Origin of the sequence: Pseudomonas sp. URIL14HWK12:I6 (assembly GCF_000514195.1) — a bacterium.
GTDB lineage: Bacteria > Pseudomonadota > Gammaproteobacteria > Pseudomonadales > Pseudomonadaceae > Aquipseudomonas > Aquipseudomonas putida_A.
The window spans coordinates 96,985-120,682 of the sequence record NZ_AZVL01000019.1 but is presented as its reverse complement, the minus strand read 5'-3'; the positions used below and the strand labels follow the sequence as shown (position 1 = coordinate 120,682).

The 23,698-nt window shown below is 61.5% G+C and carries 22 protein-coding genes; 8 read left to right on the top strand and 14 right to left on the bottom strand.

The features are described 5' to 3' along the window. Nucleotides 1-222: 222 nt before the first annotated feature. The gene (locus H043_RS0121685; protein ID WP_027613611.1) at nt 223-426 is read left to right on the top strand and encodes a Flp family type IVb pilin; all 204 of its coding nucleotides are present in this window, start codon (nt 223-225) and stop codon (nt 424-426) included. Nucleotides 427-485: 59 nt separating this feature from the next. Then, nucleotides 486-893 carry a response regulator gene (locus H043_RS0121680; protein WP_027613610.1) on the top strand — a complete coding sequence of 136 codons (408 nt, stop codon included), beginning with the start codon at nt 486-488 and terminating at the stop codon, nt 891-893. A gap of 44 nt (nt 894-937) precedes the next feature. Here H043_RS0121680 and H043_RS0121675 read toward each other — a convergent pair whose 3' ends face one another. Together H043_RS0121675 and H043_RS0121670 are read right to left on the bottom strand one after the other, a co-directional pair. Next, complete coding sequence (locus H043_RS0121675) at nt 938-1,714, bottom strand: response regulator transcription factor (protein ID WP_027613609.1); 777 nt, start codon at nt 1,712-1,714, stop codon at nt 938-940. Nucleotides 1,715-1,840: 126 nt separating this feature from the next. Next, nucleotides 1,841-2,311, bottom strand: a complete 471-nt coding sequence (locus H043_RS0121670) for a prepilin peptidase (protein ID WP_027613608.1) — start codon at nt 2,309-2,311, stop codon at nt 1,841-1,843. A 75-nt stretch (nt 2,312-2,386) separates the two neighbouring features. Between H043_RS0121670 and H043_RS0121665 the strand changes: the two genes are divergently transcribed. Next, nucleotides 2,387-2,827 (top strand): TadE/TadG family type IV pilus assembly protein, encoded by a 441-nt coding sequence (locus H043_RS0121665; protein WP_027613607.1) that lies wholly within the window; start codon nt 2,387-2,389, stop codon nt 2,825-2,827. Continuing rightward, nucleotides 2,824-5,553 carry a PAS domain-containing protein gene (locus tag H043_RS0121660; RefSeq protein ID WP_027613606.1) on the top strand — a complete coding sequence of 910 codons (2,730 nt, stop codon included), beginning with the start codon at nt 2,824-2,826 and terminating at the stop codon, nt 5,551-5,553. The genes H043_RS0121665 and H043_RS0121660 overlap by 4 nt, the downstream gene beginning before the upstream one ends. Here H043_RS0121660 and H043_RS0121655 read toward each other — a convergent pair. From H043_RS0121655 to H043_RS0121635, 5 genes are all read right to left on the bottom strand, one after another. After that, on the bottom strand, nt 5,550-7,538 hold the full coding sequence (locus H043_RS0121655; protein WP_027613605.1) for a pilus assembly protein TadG-related protein: 1,989 nt from the start codon (nt 7,536-7,538) through the stop codon (nt 5,550-5,552). The genes H043_RS0121660 and H043_RS0121655 overlap by 4 nt on opposite strands. A gap of 252 nt (nt 7,539-7,790) precedes the next feature. Beyond that, complete coding sequence (locus H043_RS0121650) at nt 7,791-8,348, bottom strand: DUF4136 domain-containing protein (protein ID WP_027613604.1); 558 nt, start codon at nt 8,346-8,348, stop codon at nt 7,791-7,793. A 51-nt stretch (nt 8,349-8,399) separates the two neighbouring features. Then, nucleotides 8,400-9,011, bottom strand: coding sequence for a DUF4136 domain-containing protein (locus tag H043_RS0121645; RefSeq protein ID WP_027613603.1), 612 nt, complete (start codon nt 9,009-9,011; stop codon nt 8,400-8,402). Nucleotides 9,012-9,023: 12 nt separating this feature from the next. Further along, on the bottom strand, nt 9,024-9,773 hold the full coding sequence (locus tag H043_RS0121640; RefSeq protein WP_027613602.1) for a methyltransferase: 750 nt from the start codon (nt 9,771-9,773) through the stop codon (nt 9,024-9,026). Continuing rightward, nucleotides 9,773-10,075 carry a MazG-like family protein gene (locus tag H043_RS0121635; protein WP_007951009.1) on the bottom strand — a complete coding sequence of 101 codons (303 nt, stop codon included), beginning with the start codon at nt 10,073-10,075 and terminating at the stop codon, nt 9,773-9,775. Before H043_RS0121635 ends, H043_RS0121640 begins: the two co-directional genes overlap by 1 nt. 160 nt (nt 10,076-10,235) lie before the next feature. Between H043_RS0121635 and H043_RS0121630 the strand changes: the two genes are divergently transcribed. Next, nucleotides 10,236-10,529 (top strand): hypothetical protein, encoded by a 294-nt coding sequence (locus tag H043_RS0121630; RefSeq protein ID WP_007963021.1) that lies wholly within the window; start codon nt 10,236-10,238, stop codon nt 10,527-10,529. Nucleotides 10,530-10,680: 151 nt separating this feature from the next. Then, on the top strand, nt 10,681-12,030 hold the full coding sequence (locus H043_RS0121625; RefSeq protein WP_027613601.1) for an MATE family efflux transporter: 1,350 nt from the start codon (nt 10,681-10,683) through the stop codon (nt 12,028-12,030). On the opposite strand, the gene H043_RS0121620 is transcribed toward H043_RS0121625, so the two are convergent. The 7 genes from H043_RS0121620 to H043_RS0121585 form a co-directional block, all read right to left on the bottom strand. Continuing rightward, complete coding sequence (locus H043_RS0121620; RefSeq protein ID WP_027613600.1) at nt 12,024-12,899, bottom strand: alpha/beta hydrolase; 876 nt, start codon at nt 12,897-12,899, stop codon at nt 12,024-12,026. The genes H043_RS0121625 and H043_RS0121620 overlap by 7 nt on opposite strands. Before the next feature lie 12 nt (nt 12,900-12,911). Then, a complete protein-coding gene (locus H043_RS0121615) occupies nt 12,912-13,706 on the bottom strand; it encodes a DUF4123 domain-containing protein (RefSeq protein ID WP_027613599.1) in 795 nt (264 codons plus the stop codon). Further along, a complete protein-coding gene (locus tag H043_RS0121610; RefSeq protein ID WP_027613598.1) occupies nt 13,703-15,040 on the bottom strand; it encodes a contractile injection system protein, VgrG/Pvc8 family in 1,338 nt (445 codons plus the stop codon). The genes H043_RS0121615 and H043_RS0121610 overlap by 4 nt, the downstream gene beginning before the upstream one ends. A gap of 230 nt (nt 15,041-15,270) precedes the next feature. Beyond that, nucleotides 15,271-17,184 (bottom strand): arginine decarboxylase, encoded by a 1,914-nt coding sequence (speA, locus tag H043_RS0121605; RefSeq protein ID WP_003221289.1) that lies wholly within the window; start codon nt 17,182-17,184, stop codon nt 15,271-15,273. 219 nt (nt 17,185-17,403) lie between these two features. Further along, on the bottom strand, nt 17,404-17,775 hold the full coding sequence (locus H043_RS0121600; RefSeq protein ID WP_007914613.1) for a translation initiation factor Sui1: 372 nt from the start codon (nt 17,773-17,775) through the stop codon (nt 17,404-17,406). Between the two features lie 188 nt (nt 17,776-17,963). Further along, entirely contained in the window at nt 17,964-18,521 is a 558-nt protein-coding gene (locus H043_RS0121590) for an NUDIX hydrolase (protein ID WP_027613597.1), read from the bottom strand. A 3-nt stretch (nt 18,522-18,524) separates the two neighbouring features. After that, nucleotides 18,525-19,592, bottom strand: coding sequence for a DUF2333 family protein (locus H043_RS0121585; protein WP_007963034.1), 1,068 nt, complete (start codon nt 19,590-19,592; stop codon nt 18,525-18,527). A gap of 426 nt (nt 19,593-20,018) precedes the next feature. Here H043_RS0121585 and gcbA point away from each other — a divergent pair, with 426 nt between their 5' ends. Together gcbA and H043_RS0121575 are read left to right on the top strand one after the other, a co-directional pair. After that, nucleotides 20,019-21,689: a diguanylate cyclase GcbA gene (gcbA, locus tag H043_RS0121580; protein ID WP_027613596.1), complete on the top strand. Its 1,671-nt coding sequence runs from the start codon at nt 20,019-20,021 to the stop codon at nt 21,687-21,689. A gap of 51 nt (nt 21,690-21,740) precedes the next feature. Then, the gene (locus H043_RS0121575) at nt 21,741-23,687 is read left to right on the top strand and encodes a methyl-accepting chemotaxis protein (protein ID WP_027613595.1); all 1,947 of its coding nucleotides are present in this window, start codon (nt 21,741-21,743) and stop codon (nt 23,685-23,687) included. Nucleotides 23,688-23,698 lie beyond the last annotated feature (11 nt).

The following is a 23,698-nucleotide window of genomic DNA, read 5'->3' as shown; positions in this document are numbered from 1 at the left end:
AGCGCAGGAAGAACAAAACGCCATTACGAAGGTTGAAATATCCAGCGAAAGTAGAAGGCTGATGCGCCAAAAGCGGTTTTGAAACGCGAAACAGTGCCTCACTACTTTGGTATTAATTCGTTCTTACAGTTGTTGGTCCTGAAAATGCCGACAATGCTGATGCTGGCACAGGGAAATCATGTTGCGAACGCGCAACACCTGGTGTGCTCAAGGAGAACTCTCATGTCGTATTCCCGGGTAGCCCGCAAAATCAAAGCTCAAGTTGCGTTCGTCAAAGGCCTGGCCAAAGACACCGAAGGAGCATCAGCCATCGAATACGCGCTGGTCGTGGGTCTGGTGGCGCTGGTGATAGCCGCCTTCGGTAACGGCATTGGTACCCGGGTTACCGCAATCCTGACGTCGATCCAGACTGCGTTGGGCGGATAACTTGTCAATGTGCCCATTGGGTTCTACCGTCAGAACTCAGTCCATTGCAGGTGTTGCCCATGAACTCTTCCGTACCTCCTCGCCAGCAGTTGCTTCTCGTCGACGATGAAGAGGATGCACTGCTGGAGTTGGCGGAGTTGCTGGAAGGCGAGGGCTTCACTTGCCACACCGCGACATCGGTAAAGCTTGCGCTGCACCATCTGACCCGCCATCCCGATATCGCCCTGGTGATCACCGATCTGCGCATGCCGGAAGAAAGCGGCATGTCGCTGATCAAGCGCCTGCGTGAACACACTTCGCGCCAGCACCTGCCGGTGATCGTCACCTCCGGGCATGCGGACATGGAGGACGTCAGCGATATGCTGCGCCTGCAGGTTCTCGATCTGTTTCGCAAGCCGATCTATCACGTGCGCCTGCTGGAAACCCTGGACAACCTGTTTCCCAAGGCCAAGACCAATATCGGTTGAAATCGAAAGGTTTGACCCGGGCGGATGTCCGGGACAAACAGAGGTCAGTGCGCGGTCACTCGCTGGCGTAATCCTGAAGTGCCTGGTGACAATGCGAGGGCCAACTGAGTGCGGTTATGCATGTGTGTCAAACGCAACACCTGCGAGACATACAGCTTGACCGTGTTCTCGGTGATTCCCAGTTCACAGGCGATCTGGTAGTTGGTCTGGCCTTTGCCGACCAGCCGCGCGACATCGAGCTGACGCGGTGACAGCTGATTGAAGATCGCCGGGATTTCCAGCCCGTCGCCTTCAGCCGATAGCTCATCGCTTCTCGGTGCCGGCGCGCGCCGCACCTTGTCGAGATCTTGGTACAGGTCGTCGATCGACTCGGAGAGATACTGGAGCTTCTCGTTCAAGTGTCCCAGTTGCAGGGTTTTCTGCCGTTCTTGCAAGGCAGCTTCCTGACGTTGCAAACCCTCCAGCAGCTCGTCCATGTTGATCGGCTTCTGGTAGTAATCGGCGATTCCGGCACGCAATGCCTTGATCACATCCTGCTTGTCGGCGCGACCGGTGAGCATGATGGCCTCGAACACCCGGTGCTTGCCCGAAAGACGCTGCAGTTCCTGTACCAACTGGATACCGTCCATGTCCGGCATGTGCAGATCGCACAGCACCAGGCCGATGGCGGGGTTTTCGACAAATTGCTCGATGGCCTGCTTGCTGGATTCGCAAGGCACGCAACGGTAGCCGCTGCTTTCGAGAAATTCGCACAGTTCCTCGACAATCAGTGGCTGATCGTCGACCACGAGAACCTTCATAACGGACGTAAGCTTGTTCACTTGCAACTCCATGCTCAGGCCAAAAGGCTGACCGTTCCTGTACTCAGCGCAGGTGGCTGTATAACCGCTGATTTGAAAGTAGACCCACTTTCCTACTATGTACATAGCAGTAGTGGCAGCTGGCGACTAATGGATCCAAAGCAAAGCCAGCAGCGTTCCACTCAACACGAACGGTGCAAATGGCAGCTTTTTTGACTTTGATGGCTCCAGATATCGTAGACGTTGCCTAACCCCTTGACTCATATGCAGCCAGAGTTTTGGCGCAAGCAATAACCACATCAAACTGGCGAGTGCGGCGCCGATAAACGTGTAAAGCAACAGCTGACCGTCCGTCGCAAGACCAAAGGCTGTCATTAGTTTCACATCGCCGGCGCCCAATCGGCGCCATCGATAACCGGGCAATGTCAGCACCAGAGCGAGTAATGCGGCCCAACCGCCCTGAACCGCTTCAGCTCCAAGCCAGGTGTTGCCGGTGCCCAACAGATAGACCATTGCCAAGGCGCCGCCCCCCAGCGTGAGCACATTGGAGATATGCCGCTGTCGGGCATCCTGCGCCGCGCAAAGCGTCAGCCAGATCAGTAGGACAATGCTGTGCATGCGCTAAAAAACGTCCGTTTTGGCCGATTGATTCTATGCTGACATTACGTAGTGATTGTCAGGGTAGACGCACTCATGAAAACCAACCTCCCCCGCAAGCAAAAAGGCGCCGTGGCCATTGAGTTCGCCCTGGTGTTCGTGGTGTTTTTCGCGGTGTTTTACGGCTTGGTGAGCTACAGCCTGCCGCTGTTGTTGATGCAGTCATTCAACGAGTCCACCGCCGAGGCAGTGCGCCGCAGCGTGGCGCTGGATCCGGCCACCGCCAACTACTCGACTGCACTGACCAACCTCGCCCGCACCGAACTGACCCGGCAACTGGGATGGCTGCCTGGGGCACTGAATTTCAACGCCGCCACCGACAGCAGCATCACCTATGTCGGAGGGTTGCTGACGGTGAGCATCAATTACCCCACGTCCAAACTGAATCAGGCACTGCCGTTTCTGGTGCTGCCGGGAATCGGTCCGGTGCCGCGTCTGCCGGCGACATTGCGCGCCTCCTCGAGCCTGCAGTTTTGAGTGCGGGCCACACCTTGCTCGGCCGCCTGCTCAATCGACCGCCGGGCTTGCCTGACGCCCCGGGTTCTCCTCTGGTGCAGAGCGTCGGCCTGCAGGTGTATCTGGACAATGACGGTCACGTCGAGCACCTGAGCGGCCCGGTACGCCATGCGCTGGTGCAGTTGACGGCCCGTCCGCTCACACACCTGACCGACTACCTTTTGCCTCAGAGCAGCCTTGTGGTTGAAGGTCGGCCGCAGGACTGGCAGGGGCAAATACTCGATCTGGACTTCTTCAGCCAGGCCGGCCCCCCGCTGCATTTACGCGGTTGGATCGAGCCCCGGAGTGAAGGCTGGCTGATGCACTTGCTCGACATCGGTGACCTGTTGAGCGAGCGGCGTCAGGCACACAGTCGTGAGCAGTGCCAATGGCTCGCGGGACAGATCCGCGATCAGTTGTGTCAGTGCAGCCTCGTGCGCCTGGCCGATGTGCTCGGCGAACAATTGCAACGCGTCAGCCAGCACTTGCATATCCCGTGTCTGGCGGTGGCGTTGCTCGACGATCAGGAACAGGGCTGGCAGATCCATCAACACTACACCGCGCTCGACGCGCCGCAGTTGTGGCACCCGGGACAACGTCTGGGTACTGCGCTGGATAGCCTGAACAGCGCGGCGCCCCAACAACTGAATGCCAGCGAGCAGCCACGACTGAGCAGCGTATCTGGCCCCCATCCGGGTTTTGCCGTGCCCTACTGCGACGCTCGGGGTGTGGCGGCGTGGTTGCTCTGTGCCTGTTATGACGCCCGGCAACAGGCGCCAGACCTCAGCGATCGTGACTGGCAGTCATTGGCCACCGCCATCGCCGCACCACTGCTGGAGCGCTTGCGTGAGCACCATCATCAGCAACAACTGGAACGCCTGGAGATCCTCCAGGCGCTGCTGGGCACCGGGTGGTGGGAAGTGTTTGACAGCGCCGAGGTGCAACTGGCCAAGGCACTGGCCGACAACCTCGGCCTGCCGGCAACACGCCTGTCGCTTCAGGACTGGTTTGCCCGTGTACACCCCGCCGACCGGGATGAACTGCGCAGCAACCTGCAATCCTTGCAAGATGAAGGCTCGCCGCTGGAGCTTTGCGTGCGCCTGCAACGCACCGAAGAGGCACCACTGATGTGGTATCGCGTACAGGGCCAGGCGCTGGGCATCGGTGCCGAACGCCGACTCGTGGGATTCATGCTGGACATCAGCGACATCAAGAATCAGCAGCAACAGGCCGCCGCCGCACACGCGCGGCTGGATAACCTGATCGCCAGTTCACCGGCGGTGATCTATGTGCAGCGCTACGTCGAAGGTGCGCTGCAACCGACCTTTTTCAGCGCCAGCCTGCAACCGCTGCTGGGCTGGAGTCTGGCCGACTGCGCCGACGGCGCACTGGTAGAGCATGTGCACCCCGACGACCGCTCCGTCTATTTCCAGCGCACCCGCCAATTGCTGCGCGAGGGCACGGTGAGCACGCGCTACCGGATTCTCGACCAGCAAGGCCAGGCACATTGGTTGCTCGATGAAGCCAAACTGCTGCGCGACGATCTCGGTTTGCCGGTGGAAGCGGTGGGCCTGTGGCTGGATGTCACCGAGGCGACGCTCGCCGCTGAACAGGTCCGGGCCAGCGAAGAACGCTACCGGATTCTGGTGGAAGATTCGCCGGCGATGATCTGCCGCTATCGCCCGGACCTGACGCTGATCTTCGGCAACCGGCCCCTGGCGAAGTATCTGGAATGTGCACCGGAGGAGCTGACCGGGGTTAACCTCGGCAGCTGGATGTCCGACGAACAACGCGAAGCGTTCAACCAGCGCTTGGCGCAACTGACCCCGCAACTACCGGTGAGTACTGCCGAAATCAATCTGCGCCTGCCCGGCCGCGAACATGCGTGGTGGGTCTGGTCGGATCGCGGAGTGTTCGACGAGCATGGGCGACTGCTCGAAGTACAAGCAGTGGGACGCGACAACACGGAGGTGCGCCGCTCGCAGCAGCAGCTCACACAGAGCGCGAAAATGGCCACCCTCGGCGAAATGGCTACCGGTCTTGCGCACGAAATCAATCAACCTCTGAATGTGATGCGCATGGCCATCGTCAACGTGCTCAAGCGCCTGAGCAACGGCGATGTGCAGGTCGATTACCTGACCGACAAGCTCAATCGAATCGACGCTCAGGTCCAGCGCGCCGCACGGGTGGTTGATCACATGCGAGTGTTCGGACGCCGCTCGGAAATCGAACAGCAACCGTTCAATCCCCTCGATGCCATCGAAGGCACATTGTCGTTGCTTTCGGAGGGTCTGCGCGGCAAAGGCGTGGAGTTGCGGGTCAAGGAGTCAGGCTTGCAGGTGCAGGTGCGCGGTTATGTCGACCAACTGGAGCAGGTACTGATCAATCTGATGGTCAACGCCCGCGATGCGCTGCTGAGCAAGCGCGAAGCCAATCGTGATTTCCAGCCATGGATCGCCGTGTCTGCCGAGAGCGACGAGCACGTGGTGCGGTTGTGGGTAGAGGACAACGGCGGCGGTATCGATCAACGCCTGCTGGAGCGGATTTTCGAGCCGTTTTTCACCACCAAACCGGTGGGTGTCGGCACCGGTCTGGGCCTGTCGGTGAGCTATGGCATCGTCGAAAACATGGGCGGACGCCTGAGTGCGCGCAACGGCGATGAAGGCGCACGATTCTGCATTGAGCTGCCGGTTGCAGTGATCGACTAGATCGCCAGCATCGGCTGTCCGGGCGGCTTGCAACTGAGGTTGGCGCCAACATCAACCTTGTTCAGAGTGATGCCAAGGTTGGCGAGCAAACCATCAAGGATCGGATCGAGCACCGGACTGAGCAGATTATCGATCACGACGCCCAGCGTGCTGTTCACCCCTGCCAGCACATCCGCGGTGGTGGTCAGCAAACCACCCAAAAGGCTGGAGCCCGTCGGCTTGTATGCCTGCACCTGAACGCCGGCCAATGTTCCCTTGAGGCTGTCGACCAGCCCTTGAGTGCCGAAGCTGTAGTACTGCGGCGGTGTCCTGACTTCCGGCGGCTGATTGTAGATGTGCGTGTTTTGTGTGGCGGCCACCGAGGTATCGACCTTGATCCCCAGGCCACCGCCGTAGAACGGTATGCGGCTGTTCGGATCACAGGTCGCCGAGCCAAGTCCCAACAGCGGAATGGTGCAGGTGATGACCCCGACATCGATCAGCGCCAGCGGCTGCACAGTAATGTCCGCCGAGGACGAAAAGGCATTGGCAGCATCGATCCTGCCGACTTTGAGCTTGACCAGCGATGAGTTGGTCTGGGTGGTCAAGGTCTTGGTCGCATCGCTGACGCAACTGTAATCAGTGACATGACTATCGGCGGCGGCCACATCCAGGGCGATGTCGATGGTCGAGGTTGGCAGTATTTTCAGGTCGGTGCGCTGGCAGGTTCCGCCCAATGTGCAGAACAACGAGTTCAAGGTACCGGCAATGTTCAAGTGCAACAGGTTGTTCAGGGTGTCGGTCAACCCGCCCACCAATGGCGTGCTGACAATCGCGTTGGCCAGGCCGGCGACACCGCTGAGCAACGGCAGATTCAGCGAGATCACCGTGCGCACTTGGGCGGTTCGCACATAGATCCGGTTGGCGCCCATGGGGTCGGCCTTTGCCAGTGCCGGGTTACCGAACGCCGACAATTGCGGCGGCTCGATGACCTTGACCTTGACCGAGCCATTGACCAGCCCCGGAATGTTCAGCGGCACGCTCGCCACCAACGCATTCTGACTGTTGGCCAGTTGCACGAAGGCTTCCACCAACTGGAAAACTTGAAGATTGGCGTTGAGCGCCGAAGACGCAGCGCCGGTTTGCAGTTGCAGCAATTGCCCGAGCACCACCGAAGTACTGCCCACCACCGCCCGCAGCCCGACAAGGCCGTCGACCGCCACACTGGCGGTCTTGCCGCCCTGGGTCAGCACATTGATGGCGGTGTCGATCAGTTGTGTCAGCCGTATGTTCTGGCTGAGCAGTTGGGTGTAATTCCCGGCTTGAACGTTGACATCCAGCGCCAGCTGATTGAGATAGCTCAGCACATTGATATTGGTGTTCACCAACCCCTGCCAGCCCGCCACACTGAGGTTGAGATTGCCGCCAAGCATCTGGCCTATCAACGCATTGAGGGCAGCCGACTTGCTGGCGTCGATGGTCAGCACGGTGGTGCCAATGGTCAGTTGGGCGATCGGCGGCAGTACCGCGTAAGTCCCGACTGCCGTGGCCGTAAGACGAGTGGTCGTGGACACGGCGCCCGGAGTGAACAGGCCGTAGAGGGCGGCGGCGACGCTGGTCGGTACCACGCGAGTGGCAACGACACTGATGGCTTGCTTTTGCGCAGCGTTCGCGCTGAACGCACGCAAATTGTTCGCCCCGGTCTGCACGGTGCCGCAGGTCACGTTCAACGTTGTGCCTTGCCCCACCGTGAAGCCGTTGCGTGCAGCGCTCGCTGTAGCATAAGTGGCAGCCGTTGTGCCCGTGAGGCAATCGCCCTGGCGCGACACCGCTTCCAGTGCCGCCACATCCACCACCCGCTGCAGGCGGCGCTGCTCCATGTACAAACGGCCGCTATCGACCACCAGCACCATGCACACCAGAGCCAGGCCCAGTGTCAGCGCCGCCATCAAGCCGATCGCCCCGCGTTGCCGGGCCGGGCCGTTGAACTGCGTACGAGGCGACATGGCGCACTCCTTTGCCGGCGCGTTGCCGAGCGCTACCTCCGATGGTGGATTTGAGTGTAGACGGCGCTAGTGGCAACGCGCCATTTGGTGCTGCACAAAACCCTGCAGACCTCGTCTTCTCGCGAATGCGCTGTGTCATTCAACATGGATGTGGCTGACACGCCGTCTTCGCGAGCAAGCCCGCTCCCACAGGGAGATTTGTGGTGGGGCAAAAAATGGGAGCCTCTTGGGCTCCCTTTTTTTTACAGCGAACTAGCGTGGTGGATAGTTGGCCAATATTCGGCCCACCGTTTCGCGCACCGCATTGCTGCGATCCTGTGGATTGGGCGTGCTGCTGAGCATCTGCTCATCGCTGCCACGCCACACCAGTTTGCCGTCCTTGCCATCGAGCAGATCGATCTGGATCGTTGCCACCTTGTAGGTGATGTTGCGGGTTTCGTTGTACATCGGCGCGCCCCAATACCCGTTCCACGGGCCACCCCAACCGCCGCCGTAGTTGGTGGTCACTTGCTGCTGGCGATCCTCGACAATCAGGTAGGTCTGCACGCTCAGGTCGCCTTTGGCCCCCGCAGCGGCAGGGCGCAAGCCGCGTTGATCAAGTTGATCGCTGACGGCCTGGCGGATGCGTTGCTCGGTCAGGTCGCTCTTGATCCGTGGATCATCCGGGCGATATTGCAGCGCGGGTTCTTTCCAGCTCCAGCTGCGATAAGCGGCGAAGTCGCGGCTGGCGTCGAAGTCATGGTTGACCTGATTGGCGGCGCAAGCACTGAGCAGCGCGGCCATGACCAGTAAAGCGAGACGACGGAACATGGTTGTTCTCCGGTTGAAGGGCTGAACCTGCGAAGCGTTCTCACCTGAAGTCTAGCTCGGCGGATAGGCCGACAGGGCTTTTTCCAGAGCCTCGCGAATGGCGTCGGTGCGCACCAGTTGGCTACCCTGGTTGGCGGTCTCGGCGCTGGCGCTCCACACCGGTTGACCGGTGCCGGCATCGAACAGATTGACCTGCACCACCACGACCTGCTCCTGATAGGTGCGAACAATCGGCACAGTGTTGTACATGCCGTAACCGCGACCATAACGATCATAGCCGCCGTACCCGCCGTAGTAGCCGTAGTCGTCCTGCACCTGACGCAAGCGGGTTTCCAGACGCAGGTTGGCGCTGACCAGCAAATCGGCGGGACGGTTATCGTGCAACGGACGCAACCCGCGCTGATCCAGCGCATTGCTCACCGCTTCGGCCACTTGCGCCGAATCGGCCCAGGCCGTGCCCGGCGGCATTTGCCCGTTGAGCCAGGCCCAACTGCGATAGCGCCCGTAATCGCGTGTCGGCGCCGGGTAGGCGCTGCGATCAAACGTATTGGCCGCTTGCGGCGGCGCCGGCGGCAACGGCCGCGACTGCGCGACGTAGGGGTTGCTGCCTTGGCAGGCGGCCAACCCCAGACAGATCAGCAATAAACCGGATTGAGCTTTCATGTGGTGCTCCGATCAGATCGGCCGGCAGATCCAGTGCAAGTAACGCCCAAGCCCGGCGAAGCTTGGGTGGCGACGGTGAGCGAGCTCCATCTCCAGCAAATCCACGAGTTCGGCGCGGGCCTGGAATTCCACCGGCATGTAGTCGTGGAAAACCCGGATCCCGCTCTGGGTTTCGACCTGCCACAACCCTTCGAGTTGCGTTGCCAGCTCCCGCGGATCAAGCGGTTGCTGCGGGGTCAGGCTCTGCTTTTCACCGGCCATGGTGTTTTTGCGCATTTTCTTGAAATGGCCCTTGAGCAGGTTGCGATAAATCAGCGCATCACGGTTGTAGAACGCCAGCGACAGCCAGCCACCGGGTTGGGTCAGTTGATGCAGCACCGGCAGGATCGCATGGGGTTCGGCCAGCCATTCGAGCACCGCGTGGCAAATCACCAGATCGTAGGGTTCGGTGAGCTGACCAAGCAGTTCCTGCCACGGCGCCTGAATGAACGTTGCGCTCTGCCCGGCTTCGGCGAAGCGCTGACGGGCACCTTCGAGCATCGGTTCGGCCGGCTCGGTGAAGGTCACTTCATGGCCGCGTTCGGCCAGCCACAGCGACATGTGGCCCAGACCGCCACCGACGTCCAGCACGCGCAGCGGTCGGTCCGGTAACGCTTCGGCCAGGTCGGCCTGCAACACCGCGAGGCGAATCGCGCCTTTGGCGCCACCGTAGATTTTTTCGGCGAAACGGGTCGCCAACTGATCGAAATGCCGGTCGCTCATCAGCTGAACCGCCGTTCGCTGTCGGCGAGCTTGCTGCGCACCACTTCATTCATGTCCAGCCCCAACTCGCTGCACAGCAGTAACAGATACAGGACGATATCGCCGACTTCCTGCCCGGCATGCGCCAGTTTGTCCGCCGGCAACTGGCGCGACTGGTCTTCGGTCAGCCACTGGAAAATCTCCACCAACTCGGACATCTCGACGCTGGCGGCCATGGCGAGGTTTTTCGGGCTGTGAAATTGCCGCCAGTCATTGCGGTCGCGAATGGCGTGCAGGCGTTCGGTCAGTTCAACAAGGTTCATCGGGCTCTCCTGAAGGCGTATAGCTTCGGGGGGATGTCGGCTGAACGCAAGCGGCCATGGCTCGCTCCCACACAGGATTGAGGCAAACCCTCTATAGTTGCAGGGAACTCGGCCACCCGCGCGGTGGCCCAAGGCTCAGCTCTTTCATCAGGATGCACACATGCAGGTAGAAAGCTTTTTCGAATGGCTCGGCCAGGCACTCGGTTCGATCATCCGTTTCATCGTCGACGGCCTCAGCGGCCTGTTCAACATTCTGAGCAACGCCGGCGGCAACTTTGTCGATGGCCTGGCGAAGACGCTGGGCATGGACACTTCGATCATCAGCATCCTCGCGCTGATCGTCGGCCTGATGCTGCTGTGGTCGGCGATTCGCGCGTTCATGAATGCGTCGATCATTGCCGGGATCATCTGGCTGCTGTTGGGGTTGTGGTTGTTGAGCTGGATTATTCATTAGCCCTTGTGGGAGCGAGCCTGCTCGCGAAGGCGTCAGATCAGTCAAAACTGTTCTGAATGACACACCGCTTTCGCGAGCAGGCTCGCTCCCACATTGGTTGCATCGCAGGCCGTACGAATCGCTACAATCCCCGCTCCCCCAAGGAGCCCGCATGTCCAAACTGATTGCCGACTGGCGCGACCGCCCGACTCACCGCAAGGTCTGGGCGCTCGCCGCGCCGATGATTCTTTCCAATATTTCCGTGCCGCTGGTGGCGCTGGTTGACAGCACCGTCATCGGCCACCTGCCCCACGCCCATCAGTTGGGCGCAGTGGCGGTCGGCGCCAGCCTCTACACGTTTCTCGCCTGGGCCATGGGCTTTCTGCGCATGGGCACTACGGGGTTTGCCGCTCAGGCCGCCGGGCGCAGCGACGGCGCGGCGTTACGGCAGATTCTGTTGCAGGGTTTGCTGCTGGCGCTGGGACTGGCGATCGTGCTCGGCACTCTCGGCGTGCCGTTGAGCGGCGTGGCCCTGCACTTCATGCAGCCGTCGGCCGAACTCGATCAACTGACCCGCGAGTTCTTCCACACCCGGTTATTCGGGCTGCCGGCAGCGCTGGCCAGTTACGCCCTGGTCGGCTGGTTCCTCGGTACCCAGAACGCCCGGGCGCCGCTGGCGATTCTGCTGAGCACCAACCTGATCAACATCGCTCTCAACCTGTGGTTCGTGATTGGTCTGGAATGGGGTGTGGTCGGCTCGGCCCGGGCCTCGGTGATTGCCGAGTGGAGCGGCGCCCTGCTCGGCCTGTGGCTGACCCGCGGCGCATTGCGCGCCTATCCCGGGCACATCGTCTGGGCAGCGTTGAAGGTGTGGCAGAGCTGGCGCCCTTTGCTGGCGGTCAACCGCGACATTTTCATCCGCAGCCTGGCGCTGCAATCGGTATTTTTCCTGATCACCGTGCAAGGCGCGCGGCTCGGCGATGCCACGGTGGCGGCCAATGCTCTGCTGCTCAACGGTTTGCTGCTGACCGCGCATGCGCTGGACGGTCTGGCGCATGCGGTCGAAGCGTTGTGCGGACACGCCATCGGCGCCCGTGATCGCCTCGCCCTGCGCCGTTCGCTGGTGGTGGCCGGCGGCTGGTCGTTGCTGGCCAGCCTCGGTTTTGCCGCGCTGTTTCTGTTGGGCGGACACTTGTTCATCGAGATGCAGACCGACATCCAGAGCGTGCGCGATACCGCGTTCATCTACCTGCCGTATCTGGCGGTGTTGCCGCTGATTGCGGTCTGGAGCTACCTGCTCGACGGCCTGTTCATCGGCGCCACCCGTGCCCGGGAAATGCGCAACGGCATGCTGCTGACCATCGCCCTGCTGCTGCCGTTCGCCTGGGCATTACAGGGACTGGGCAATCATGGGCTGTGGATAACGTTCCTGCTGTTTATGGTCTTGCGCAGCCTGACCCTCGGCGCACTGGCCCTGTGGCTGCGGCGCAACGACGGCTGGTTCAGCGGTGCCGCTCACTGAGCCGGTGTGTGTTTGACGAACGCGACGACCTGATCGAGTACCGGCGCCAGACGCCGCAGCGGACGCGACAGGGTCGCCACCAGCGTCACATGACTGGGGCGCGAGTAGTAAAGATCCTGCACCGGTACACCCGCCTCGCGCAGTTTGCGCGCCAGGCCTGCGGTGTTGCGCATCGGGTTGACCAGATTGTCCTTGGTCGCGGCGATCAGCAGCGCCGGAGGCTCGCCCTGCCTGACATGGTTGATCGGCTGCGATTGCGGCGGTGAGTCCGGCCAGAAGAATACCGGACGCACCTGCGGATTCTTGATGGGCAGAAAATCATACGGCCCGGCCAGGCCGATCCAGCCGCTGAGGTCTTTTGGCGTCATGCCCACCGCACCGAGCAGACCCGGATCCAGCGCCAGCATCGCCGCGTTGTAAGCGCCGGAACTGTGGCCCATCAGGTACAGGCGTTGCGGGTTGCCGGAGAACTCGCGGATATGCGCCCGGGTCCAGGCCACCGCCCGCGCCGAGTCTTCAAGAAACAACGGATAGCGCACCTGCGGGTAGAGCCGATAATCCGCCAGCACCGCGACAATTCCCCGCGACGCCAGCGCCTCGCCGACAAACGCGTAATCGCCACGATCACCGCTGTTCCAGCTGCCGCCGTAGAAGAACACCACCACCGGCGCGTCCTCCAGCGGCTGGCGCGGCACGTAGACGTCGAGCTTCTGTCGCGGATCATCGCCATAGGCAATCCCGGCGGTTTTGTGGAACGTGTCGTCGGGGGTCAGCGCATTGAGCACCTTGACCGGGGAACATCCGGTCAGCACCAGCAGCAGAAACCCGCCGAGGACTGCGCCGAACCGCTGCCACAGAGGATTTGTCATGGATGTCGCACCTCAAGATTGATCGTTCTGCCACTGTCGCCGCACATGCTCGAGACGTTCCTGCTGGCTCAGCCCGTCCGGCAGGTCTGGCAATACCGCTCGGGGATGCTGCAAGCGTAGCCACAACCAGCCATCCAGCACCGTACGGTCGCTGAAACCCAGGCTCAGCCCCTCCTGCACATGGGAGGCCATGCGCGCGTAGTCGGTTCCCATTGATTGGCACCAGCGCCAGATGTGTTGTTCCAGCAGGCAGCTTTGCAAACGTTCGCGCTGACGATGGGTGAGGCTTTCGTCGATCCCCAGCGGCTCGACCGCCCACTGCGGGTTGCGCAGTTGCTGCCAGCCCTGACTACCGATGGCGAGGTCGGCCCAGGTGCCGCCGTACCAGCGCAGCAGACGAATCGGCCCGAGCCAGCGGCTCAAGTCGGCGGCATCACAGGCGTCGAAGAAATAACTTGCCGTCTGGCAGTTGTAATAACCGAGCAAGGCACGGTGATTGAGCCCGAACGAGACCGTCAGCATCCGGCGCAGATGACGTAGCAGTATCGGTTGCGAGGCATCGCTGGCGAGCAGCAGACCTCGCCAGTTCTGCGGATCGCGATGGCACAGCGCAGCCAATGCCGGGCTCTCGTGCAATTCGACCAGCAGCGGCCCGTGCTCGCTCACTGCTTGAAACTCGGTGCCCTCGAACAGCCGCGTGCAACGCACCCCGGCGAAGCCCTGACGAAGTGTTGCCAGCGCCGGCTGTGCATCGGCACCATCGAGCAACAGCCACTGTGCCTGCTGGACAAACCCGACGCCGCTCAAGTGGCGGCGCCCTGATCCAGCGACGCGACCAGTCGGCAACTGCAGATCGGCGCCGTGCAGTGGTTGTAACTGCCGCCGCCGGGCATCAGACACAACAGCAACAGCGGTTCGGCAGACTTGAGCCATTGCGCCAGGCCCGCGCTCGGCAGCACGTCCGGCAGCGCCAATGGCGCTTCGCAGTCTTCGATCACCGCCGGCTCCTGCAGCACACCACTGATCACCGGCTGATCCGGATCGCCTTCATGAAAACTCACCACCACTTCAACGCCTTCACGCAACGATGTCAGTGAGGCGTCGCTCAACGCTGCTGCGAGCGGCAGCCAACAATGGCTGGCGGCAGCGCCTTCACCCTGATAAAGCCAGTCGAACTGCACCGCCACCGGCCGCTGATCGTCGGGCTGCGGTTCATCGACCGTCACCACCCACGCACGTTGCAGACTGTGCATGCGCGGCCTGGCACACGTGCTCGTCAATGTCGGCAGTTGCGCCTGGGCGGCGGCGATGATCCGGTTGCTGTAAGACGGCTCGCTGGCGGGATCGGCACGATGCTCGATCCGGCTCAGCAACCAGCGGCGGTTGCATTCGGCAAACGGATGCGCGGTCAACGCCAGCCACTGCGCGGCGCGCAAGGTCGGCAGATCGCTGTGGCCATAAGCTTTGCCGGCCTGCGCCGAACCCGCGTCCACATCGCTGGCGTCCACCTGCATCTGCCAGCGTCTTACCGCCGGGGTGCTCGCGCCATCGTCCACAGACGCCGCGCCGGCCACGGGAAAACGCCCTGGATCATCGACAAAGACCAGACAGTGTCCGTCCGGCCGGTGCTCGAAGTAGTAGTGTATCCGCGCCTGCGCGCACAGCCGCTGCACGAACTGCAGGTCCGACTCCCGGTACTGGGTGCAGAAAGTGTGCACCGGGTATTCGCACTGCAAATCAAAACGTCGTTGCGCACCAACGATCCCATGCTCCTTGAGCACCTGCGCGAGGATCTTCGGCACGCACTGGCTGCTGAAGATCCGCTGACTGAAACGCAGCGCCAGACAACTCAGCTTCGGTCCCAGTGTCACTCGACACAATCGGGCGCCCTGATCGTGCTCATGCTGGACGACACTCTGCAATTGCCCGCTCAGGCCATTGTGTCCGGGACCGAACTGCAGGAACGCCGAGCGGAAAAGCAGGCCGGCCAGGTCCAGTTGTGGATCATTGATCAACAGATCGATATCAAAGGCGAAGGGTTCGCTGATGCCCTCACTTCCGGTAAAGGCCAGCACCTCGAAGGGCTCGGGCAGCCCCGTTACATCGAGACGAAACGACGGCTCGTTGACTGATTCGAACATGGGCGGATCTCTACAGGAGGGGCGGCCGGGGATTCTCGCCGAGAGCCATGGCCGAGTAGAGAGCTGAAGTACAACTTAGGAAATGACCTACGCGAAAAGCAGACCGGATCACTTCTCCGGCTGTGGCAGGCAATTATTTCGCAGGGGATTTGGGAAATGTCCCACCGGGTCATCCGAATTTTCCACAGCTTGAGGGAAAATTTCAGACAACCCGGTGCAACAGACCTGACTCAGGAAGACAGGTAGGAGGAACGGGTCAGGCCCAGACGCAAGGCATCGAGGAACTGCGTACGCTCGCTGGCACTGATGCGGGCACTGGCGCACTTGTCGCGGTAGTGGGTCATCAGTTCTTCCGGCGACAAGTGCACGTAGCGCAGCATGTCTTCGATGGTGTCGTGGGTCTCGATACCGGCGTGGTACACGCTGCCATCGGCGTTCTGGTAGATGTTCACCGAGTCGGTGTCACCGAACAGGTTGTGCATGTCGCCGAGGATTTCCTGATAGGCGCCGACCAGGAACACGCCCAGCAGATAGTCCTCACCTTCGTTCAGACCGTGCACCGGCAGGCTGGTCTCGATGCTCTGCTCGTCGACGTACTGGTTGATCTTGCCGTCGGAGTCGCAGGTCAGGTCTTGCAGCACCGCGCGACGCAGCGGCTCTTCGTCCAGACGATGCAGCGGGATGATCGGCAGCACCTGATCGATCGCCCAGGTGTCCGGCAGGCTCTGGAACACCGAGAAGTTGCAGATGTACTTGTCGGCCAGCTTGTCGTTGAGTTCGTCGAGCACCTGGCGGTGCGAACGCTGACGTGCCTTCAGCGAGTTGTGCAGGCGACGGCACACAGCGAAGTAGCACTGCTCGGCCAGGGCCTTTTCCGCCAGGGTCAGTTTGCCGTCGGCGTACTGCGAAGCCACGTCGCTCATGTAGTGCGTGGCGCGCCAGTAAGTCTCGGTGACCATCTCGATGTCGGTCGGGCCGAGCAGGTCCACCAGCCACTGCACGGTTTCCGGCAGGTTTTCCTTGTTTTCGATCAGCGGGATTTCGTCGTTGTGTTTCTCTACGTCGGTCACCTGCACCACCAGCATCGCGTGGTGCGCGGTCAGCGAGCGGCCGCTTTCGGAGAAGATGTGCGGATGCGGCAGGCTCTGCGCGTCGCAGAACTCCTTGAGCATGCCGACCACGACACCGGCGTAGTCGTCCATGTCGTAGTTGATCGAACTGGCGTTGCGCGAGTGAGTACCGTCGTAGTCGACACCCAGACCGCCGCCGACGTCGATGTGATCGACCGGCAGGCCAAGGTTGCGCAGCTCGCCGTAGTAACGGATCGCTTCCTTGAAACCGTGCTGGTAGTCAGCCAGGTTGGCGATCTGCGAACCCATGTGGAAGTGCAGCAGGCGAATGCCCTGATCGAGGCCGGCCGCGCGGAAGCGCTCGACCACCGACAGCAGTTGCGCCGCCGACAGACCGAACTTGGATTTCTCGCCACCAGTGTCCGCCCACTTCGACGACGCCAGCGACGACAGGCGCACGCGCAGGCCGACCTGTGGCTTGACCTTGAGCGAGGCGGCTTCTTCGATCACCAGGCCGACTTCGGATTCTTTCTCGATGACGATGAACACATTGTGGCCGAGTTTCTGCCCCATCAGCGCCAGACGGATGAACTCGCGGTCCTTGTAACCGTTGCAGACGATGGTGCCGCCCTTCGGCGCCAGTGCCAGCACCGCCAGCAGCTCAGGCTTGGAGCCGGCTTCCAGACCGATGGAAACGTTCTGGGTGGCGATGATGTTCTCGATCACCGCTTCTTGCTGGTTGACCTTGATCGGGTACAGCGCGGTGTACTTGCTCTGGTATTCCAGGCGCTCGATGTTCGAGTCGAAAGCACCGGTCAGTTGACGGACACGGTCTTGCAGGATGTCGGGGAAACGTACCAGCAACGGCAGGGACAAGCCGCTCTTGCGCAGTTGGTCGACTTGTTCGAACAGGTCGATAGGCGAGCTGCTCGGGCCGTTCGGACGAACTTCGACGCGACCGGCGTCATTGATCGCGAAATACCCGGCCCCCCAATGGCGAATCCCGTAAACACTGCGGCTGTCCGCAACTGTCCATTGGCTGCCATCGTCTTTACGTGTGCGTCGTACGGACATCGAAGTCCCCTATAAAGAAGTCATAGTGCGTCGCCTGATCGCAGGCCGGCGCAGTCTAAAGAATGAAAATGACGGTTCGTCAGTGCGGCGGTAGACCGCACTGACTGCGTGTAGTTTAGAAACCGGTCATGAACAGGCTCTGTGAAAACCATGGAGACGACGCCGGATCTGAACTGCTTCAGTGCCGGATCAAGCCGCAGATGGATTTCACAGAGGCTGCTAGCCGCCGGACTTCTTCGCTTTGAAACCGTGTTTGATCAGCTCTGCCAAGAGTAGCTCGACATGATCGCCCTGGATTTCGATGATCCCGTCCTTCAACGCCCCACCGGTGCCGCAACGTTTCTTCAGCGTTGTCGCCAGCTCCTTGAGGGCGTCTTCGGCCAGTGGCACGCCGGTGATGGTGGTCACCGTTTTGCCGCCACGGCCCTTGCTCTCGCGACGCACGCGGGCAATGCCGTCCCCGGCCGGGATCACGGTTTGTTTGCAGATACAGGCGTCCACCGGTTTACTGCATTCCGGGCAATGACGACCTGCGTCGGTGGAAAATACCAGGCCACCAAGGGCGGCGAAGGATGCGGCTTTTTTGGCCACCGGCAATCCTCTTGGGAGGACAAAGACTGATCGCGACCTTGGGCAAGGTCATCGACCGCGAAGCCCCACTCAGGCAGGGGCAGCGCTACTGCACCGTGCGCTTGAACAAAAGCAGGTCGGTGCAGCTTGAAAAGGTCGCGCAGTGTAACGGCAAAAAGCGCAATTGCTAAGAGCCAATCGGCGCCAATTTATGTGTTCTTTGCGACGCCGCTTTGTTGAGCCTTCAGATAGCGCTTCAACGCGGCCAGAGAGTCCGGGCAGTAAGGCTTTTGCTCGATTTCCTGCAGTACCTGATCGACCGGAATAAAGCGTGCTTCCAGCACTTCTTCCGGCTGCAGTTTCAGCGGGCCGTCCCACACCGCGGAAAATGCCGAGCACCACAGGCGATTGCCGGTGTCCTCGAAGAAAAAATGATCGTGGGCGGTCAGCTCCACCCCGCTCACGCCCAATTCCTCTTCCAGCTCGCGGGCCGCCGATTCGGCGTAGGTCTCATCGGCCTGCACCATGCCGCCGGCTGCCACATCCCAGTAACCGGGATAGATCGCCTTGCTCAGGGTGCGCCGGTGTACGCAGAGCTCACCAGCGGAATTGAACAACATGATGTAGGTGCCGCGCCCGATCAGCCCGCGCTCACGCAGATCGGCCCGCACCAGGGCGCCGAGCAAGTTGTCCTGCTCGTCGACCCAGGCGATCTGTTCGGCATCGGAGGCGGCGCGGTGCGCCGCCTCTTTGGCGCTATCGACCATGACTCAGCCCTGATTGAGCAATTGACGCAGATCGATCACTGCGGCGTTGGCCCGGGAAATGTAGTTGGCCATGACCAGCGAGTGGTTGGCCAGCACGCCGAAGCCGCTGCCATTGAGGATCATCGGGCTCCAGACCGGCTCCTGCGATGCTTCCAGTTCACGGATGATCTGGCGCACGCTGACCGTGGCGTTCTTTTTCGCCAGCACATCGGCAAAGTCCACTTCGATGGCGCGCAACAGGTGCGACAGCGCCCAGGCCTGACCGCGTGCTTCGTAGAACACGTTGTCGATCTGCATCCACGGAGTCTCTACGACTTCCTCGTCAACTTGCGGTACTTCGCCAACCGCCGGCACTTCGGTTTTCAGCGCGGTGTTGAGCTTGACACGGCCGACACTGGCGGACAGGCGTTGCGACAGCGAACCCAGACGAGTGCCGACATCACCCAGCCAGTTGTTGAGGTTGTCGGCGCGAGCGTAGAACAAGGCGTTTTTCTGCGTTGGATCAGACAGACGCGCCTGGTAACGGCTCAGGGAGTTGATGCCTTCCTGGTATTCCGATTCGCTCGACGGCAGGATCCAGCTCTTGTTGTCGAAGTTGAAACGCGGTTCGGCCTTGGCCAGATCAGCATCCTCGGCCGACTGCGACTGCGAACGGGCAAAGTCCTTACGCAGGGCACGAGTCAGGTCACGCACCTGCACCAGCACGCCGTATTCCCAGCTCGGTGTGTTGTCCATCCACAGGCCAGGCGGAAAACGGTCGTTGGAAATGTAGCCTCCCGGTTTGTTCAGCAACGTACCGGCAACGGTCTTGAGAGTTTCGACCGTGGTGTAGCCGACGACCATCTGCTTGCCTTCTTTCTCGGCAGCCGCCTGGGCGTTTTGTGCCACCGGAAACAGCGCCGGCTCCTGGCTCCAGTACCAGCCCAGGCCGATGGTCACCAGCAGATAAATGCCGATCAGCGTGGCCAGCGCGCGGCTGAACAACAGCCCGCCCACATAGCTGCGGGTGGCCGACTTCGGCTCAGCGGCACGTTCAGGCGCGCTGCCCGCGCGGTTCTTCCAGTCCAGCATGGCGATATCCTTTCAATCACTTGGGTTCAACGGTTCGACCACAACCATACAACAACGTGCCAAGGCCGGCACCCGCCATTGAAGAGAAGCAGAAAATCCACGGAACGCGCGGCATCGACCCGCAAATTCTCTAGGGGTTTCCCTGATACAGCGCCATCAACAAAGCTGCGAAACAGGCATTTGCAGATCAGCGTCTGTCTGCAGCACAGCGTGGTGCACACAGGCTTGTTTACGCTTCGAGCAGCACCATATGCCCGGTTTTCGGGAGGTTCATCGACGAACAGGTCTCATCCAAAACCACCCGGTCAGAAACTGAATTGTGCAGCACCGCAGATTATTGACGCACGACACTCATATAAGGGAAAAGAGGTGCTAGCATAGAGCCACCAGTCGATCTCAGCATGCGCCCTAACTAGTAGTCAGGATATGACCGAGCCAGAAGACCCCAGCCGTGAGCGCCTCAAGCACCACTTTGCCCAGCGGGTAATTCATCAGGCACGTCAGATTCTTGAGATATGGCAGCGCCTGCAACGCAGTGAGTGGTCCACCGCCGACCTCGCCGAACTGAGCGAGGCCAATCTGCGCCTGCTGCGTTTTGCCGAGCGCTTCGAGCAGCCCGAGCATACGCAACTCGCGCGTCATATCGGCCAGTCGCTGGAAGCGGTGGACGCCAATCGCGGACGCCTGAGCAGCGGTCTGATCACCGATCTCAATCGTTTGATGCAGCGTCTGTCGCGCACCGGTCTGCGGCATGGCGATCAACTCGACCAGACCTTCCTGCCGCCGCTGCGCAAACCGATCTACGTCATGTTGCAGGATCACGACCGCGCCGAGCGGCTGGCCAAGCAGTTGGAGTTTTTCGGCCTGACCGCGCAGGCGCTGGACAGTGTCGCGGCGTTTCGCTCCTCGATGGTCGAGCGCTTGCCCGCCGCGATCGTCATGGACGTGGACTTCAGCGGCGCAGGCGTCGGCCTGCAACTGGCTGCCGAAGCCCAGGTTGGCCTGGAAGAACCGCTGCCGCTGCTGTTTTTCAGCCTGCACGAAACCGACACCCCGACGCGCCTCGCCGCCGTGCGCGCCGGCGGCCAGGAATTCCTCACCGGCACCCTCGAAGCGTCGAGCCTGCTGGAGAAGATCGAAGTCCTGACGTGCGTCGCCCAGTACGAACCTTACAAAGTGCTGATCATCGACGACTCTCGCGCCCAGGCCTTGCACACCGAGCGCCTGCTCAACAGCGCCGGAATCGTCACTCGCACCCTGATCGAACCGATCCAGGCGATGGCCGAACTGGCGGACTTCCAGCCGGATCTGATCATCCTCGACATGTACATGCCGGCCTGCACAGGCACCGAACTGGCCAAGGTCATCCGCCACAACGACCGCTACGTTAGCGTGCCGATCATTTATCTTTCGGCCGAGGACGATCTGGACAAGCAGCTCGACGCCATGAGCGAGGGCGGCGACGATTTCCTTACCAAACCGATCAAGCCTCGGCATCTGATTACGACTGTGCGCAACCGCGCCGCCCGCGCGCGCAACCTCAAGGCACGCATGGTCCGCGACAGCCTCACCGGCCTGTACAACCACACGCACATCCTGCAATTGCTCGAAGACTGCTCGTTCCGCGCCCGTCGCGAGAACAAGCCGCTGAGCTTTGCCATGCTCGACATCGACCACTTCAAGCGAGTCAATGACAGTCACGGCCATCCGATGGGCGACCGAGTGATCAAGAGCCTGGCGCTGTTCCTCAAGCAACGCCTGCGCAAGACCGACTTCATCGGCCGGTACGGTGGCGAAGAATTCGCCATCGTCATGCCCGACACGGATATAGAAGCGGCGCACAAAGTGCTCGACGAGATCCGCCAGCGCTTCGCCGAAATCCACTACCCGGCGCAACCGCACGATTTGTGGTGCACCTTCAGCGCCGGCGTGGTGGAAATGCACGAGGATTCCGACAGCCTGATGATGGCCAGCCAGGCCGACGAAGCGCTGTACCGCGCCAAAGGTGCCGGACGCAATCGAGTGCAGACCGCGCGCGACTCAAAGCAAAGTGCCACCTTTTCATCGGAATCCACTGATTCGGTCATAACCCTGTAACAGAACCGCAATAAATTCAGGCGCTTACCATTTCTGCCGTTGGTAGCCGTCATGCGCCTGAAGTTGCTCACCAATCTCAACACTCTGCTGCTGGTCGCCGTTTGCGTGGCCCTCGGCGCGACGCTGTGGTGGTCGCAAAAAGCTCTGGAGCGTCCGTATCTGTTGATGGAGCGCTACCTCGGCCTGTCGCAGCAATTTCAGAATGACGTGGCGCGCAATGTCGAGGACTACCTCGCCAGCGGCGACGCCCTGCGCCTGAGCAGCGCCAGCCAGGCCATCGACGGCCTGCAGAAGGAACTCGGCGAACTGCCGCCGGCACTGGCCGAGACCCTGCGCCCGAGTCTGTCGAGCCTCGAAGAGTTCAGCAAAACCGACCTGCTCGCCGCCGGCAAACTGGCCGGTGATCCGCAAGCACTGCTGCTGCAAGCCGAACGCGAACTGAGCGCCAGCCTCGATCAACTCAGCACCTACGCCAATGGCAACGCGTCTTACCTGACGCCGCTGCTGGTCGCTTCGCAGCACCTGGGCAAGCTGTCGCTGGCCCGCGACAAACTGGTCAGCAGCGGCCGCAGTGAATTGGCCGCCGACGTCGAGCGCGAAGTCGACAATATCCGCACCCAGGCTCAGGCCATCGACGCCCTGCCCCTGCTCGGCGTGGTCGCCAAGAATGAATCCGGCAGTGATGATTTCGCCGCGATGATGGGCATCGAAAGCACAGAAAAAGCCGCCGCCGAAGACGCCGGGGTCGGCCTCAAGCGCGAACTCAACAGCCTGCTCGGTCGCTACCCGGCGGAGCTGGCGCGCACCCGCGAGCAGATCCAGAAACGCACCGACCTGAGCACCGCCACCCATTTGAAGATCGCCGCCGTGCAACAGGCGATCGCCGCGCTTGAGCCGGTGGTACGCGCCCAGCACGGGCAGATTCAGGGCGAAGTGCGCCTGATGCAGGGCGTGATGATCGGCCTGATTCTGTTGATCGCCCTGCTGATCGACACCCTGCAGCGGCGCCTCGCCCGCACTCTGACCAACCTCGCGCCGGCGCTGTCGACCTGGGCCGAAGGCGACTTCAGCAACGACATTCACTTGGGCAAGACCAACCGCGAGCTGCACGACATCGAAGCTTCGCTAAATCGCTTGCGCGCGTATCTGGTGGATCTGGTCGGGACGATTCGCGGCAATGCCGAACAGGTGGCCGGCAGCAGCCGTACCCTGGCCGAACTGAGCAACGACCTGCACAGCGGCGCCGAGCATCAGGCGGGCGACACCGCGCTGATCCGCGATTCACTGGGTGAGCTTGAAGCGACGATTCAGCAGGTCGCTGGCGATGCACGACAGGCCGCCGATGCCAGTCGCCATGCCGGACTGGCCGTCGAACACGGGCAAACCGTGATCGGCCAAAGCCTCACCGGCCTGCATGCGCTGGTCGGCGAAGTGCAAGGCAACGCGCAGATGATCGAGCACCTGGCCGAAGAGTCAGCGACCATTGGCGGCGTGCTGACGGTGATCCGTTCGATTGCCGACCAGACCAACCTGCTGGCGCTGAACGCGGCCATCGAAGCGGCGCGGGCCGGGGAAATGGGCCGTGGTTTTGCGGTGGTGGCCGAGGAAGTGCGCTCACTGGCGCAACGCACGGCGGGCGCCACGGCAGAGATCCAGACACTGATCGCCGGCCTGCAAACTGCTGCCCGACAATCGGTCGAAGGCATGCGCGCGCAAGTCGAACACGCCGAAGCCACTGCCAGTCAGGCACAAGCGGCGGACGGCGCGCTGGACAAGATCGTTGGCGCGATCCAGACCATTTCCGACACGGCGATCCGCATCGCCGACATCACCGCCCAGCAGAGCGGCGCGGTCAGCGAGATCCGTGATCACAGCGAGCGGATCCATCAATTGGGCGGGGATAACCTGCTGCGTATCGGTGAAGGTCGCGAACAGGGCGAGAACCTGCTGGTATTGGGCGGGCAACTGCATACCGCCGTGCAGGCATTCCGCGTCTGAAAAATCGCCTT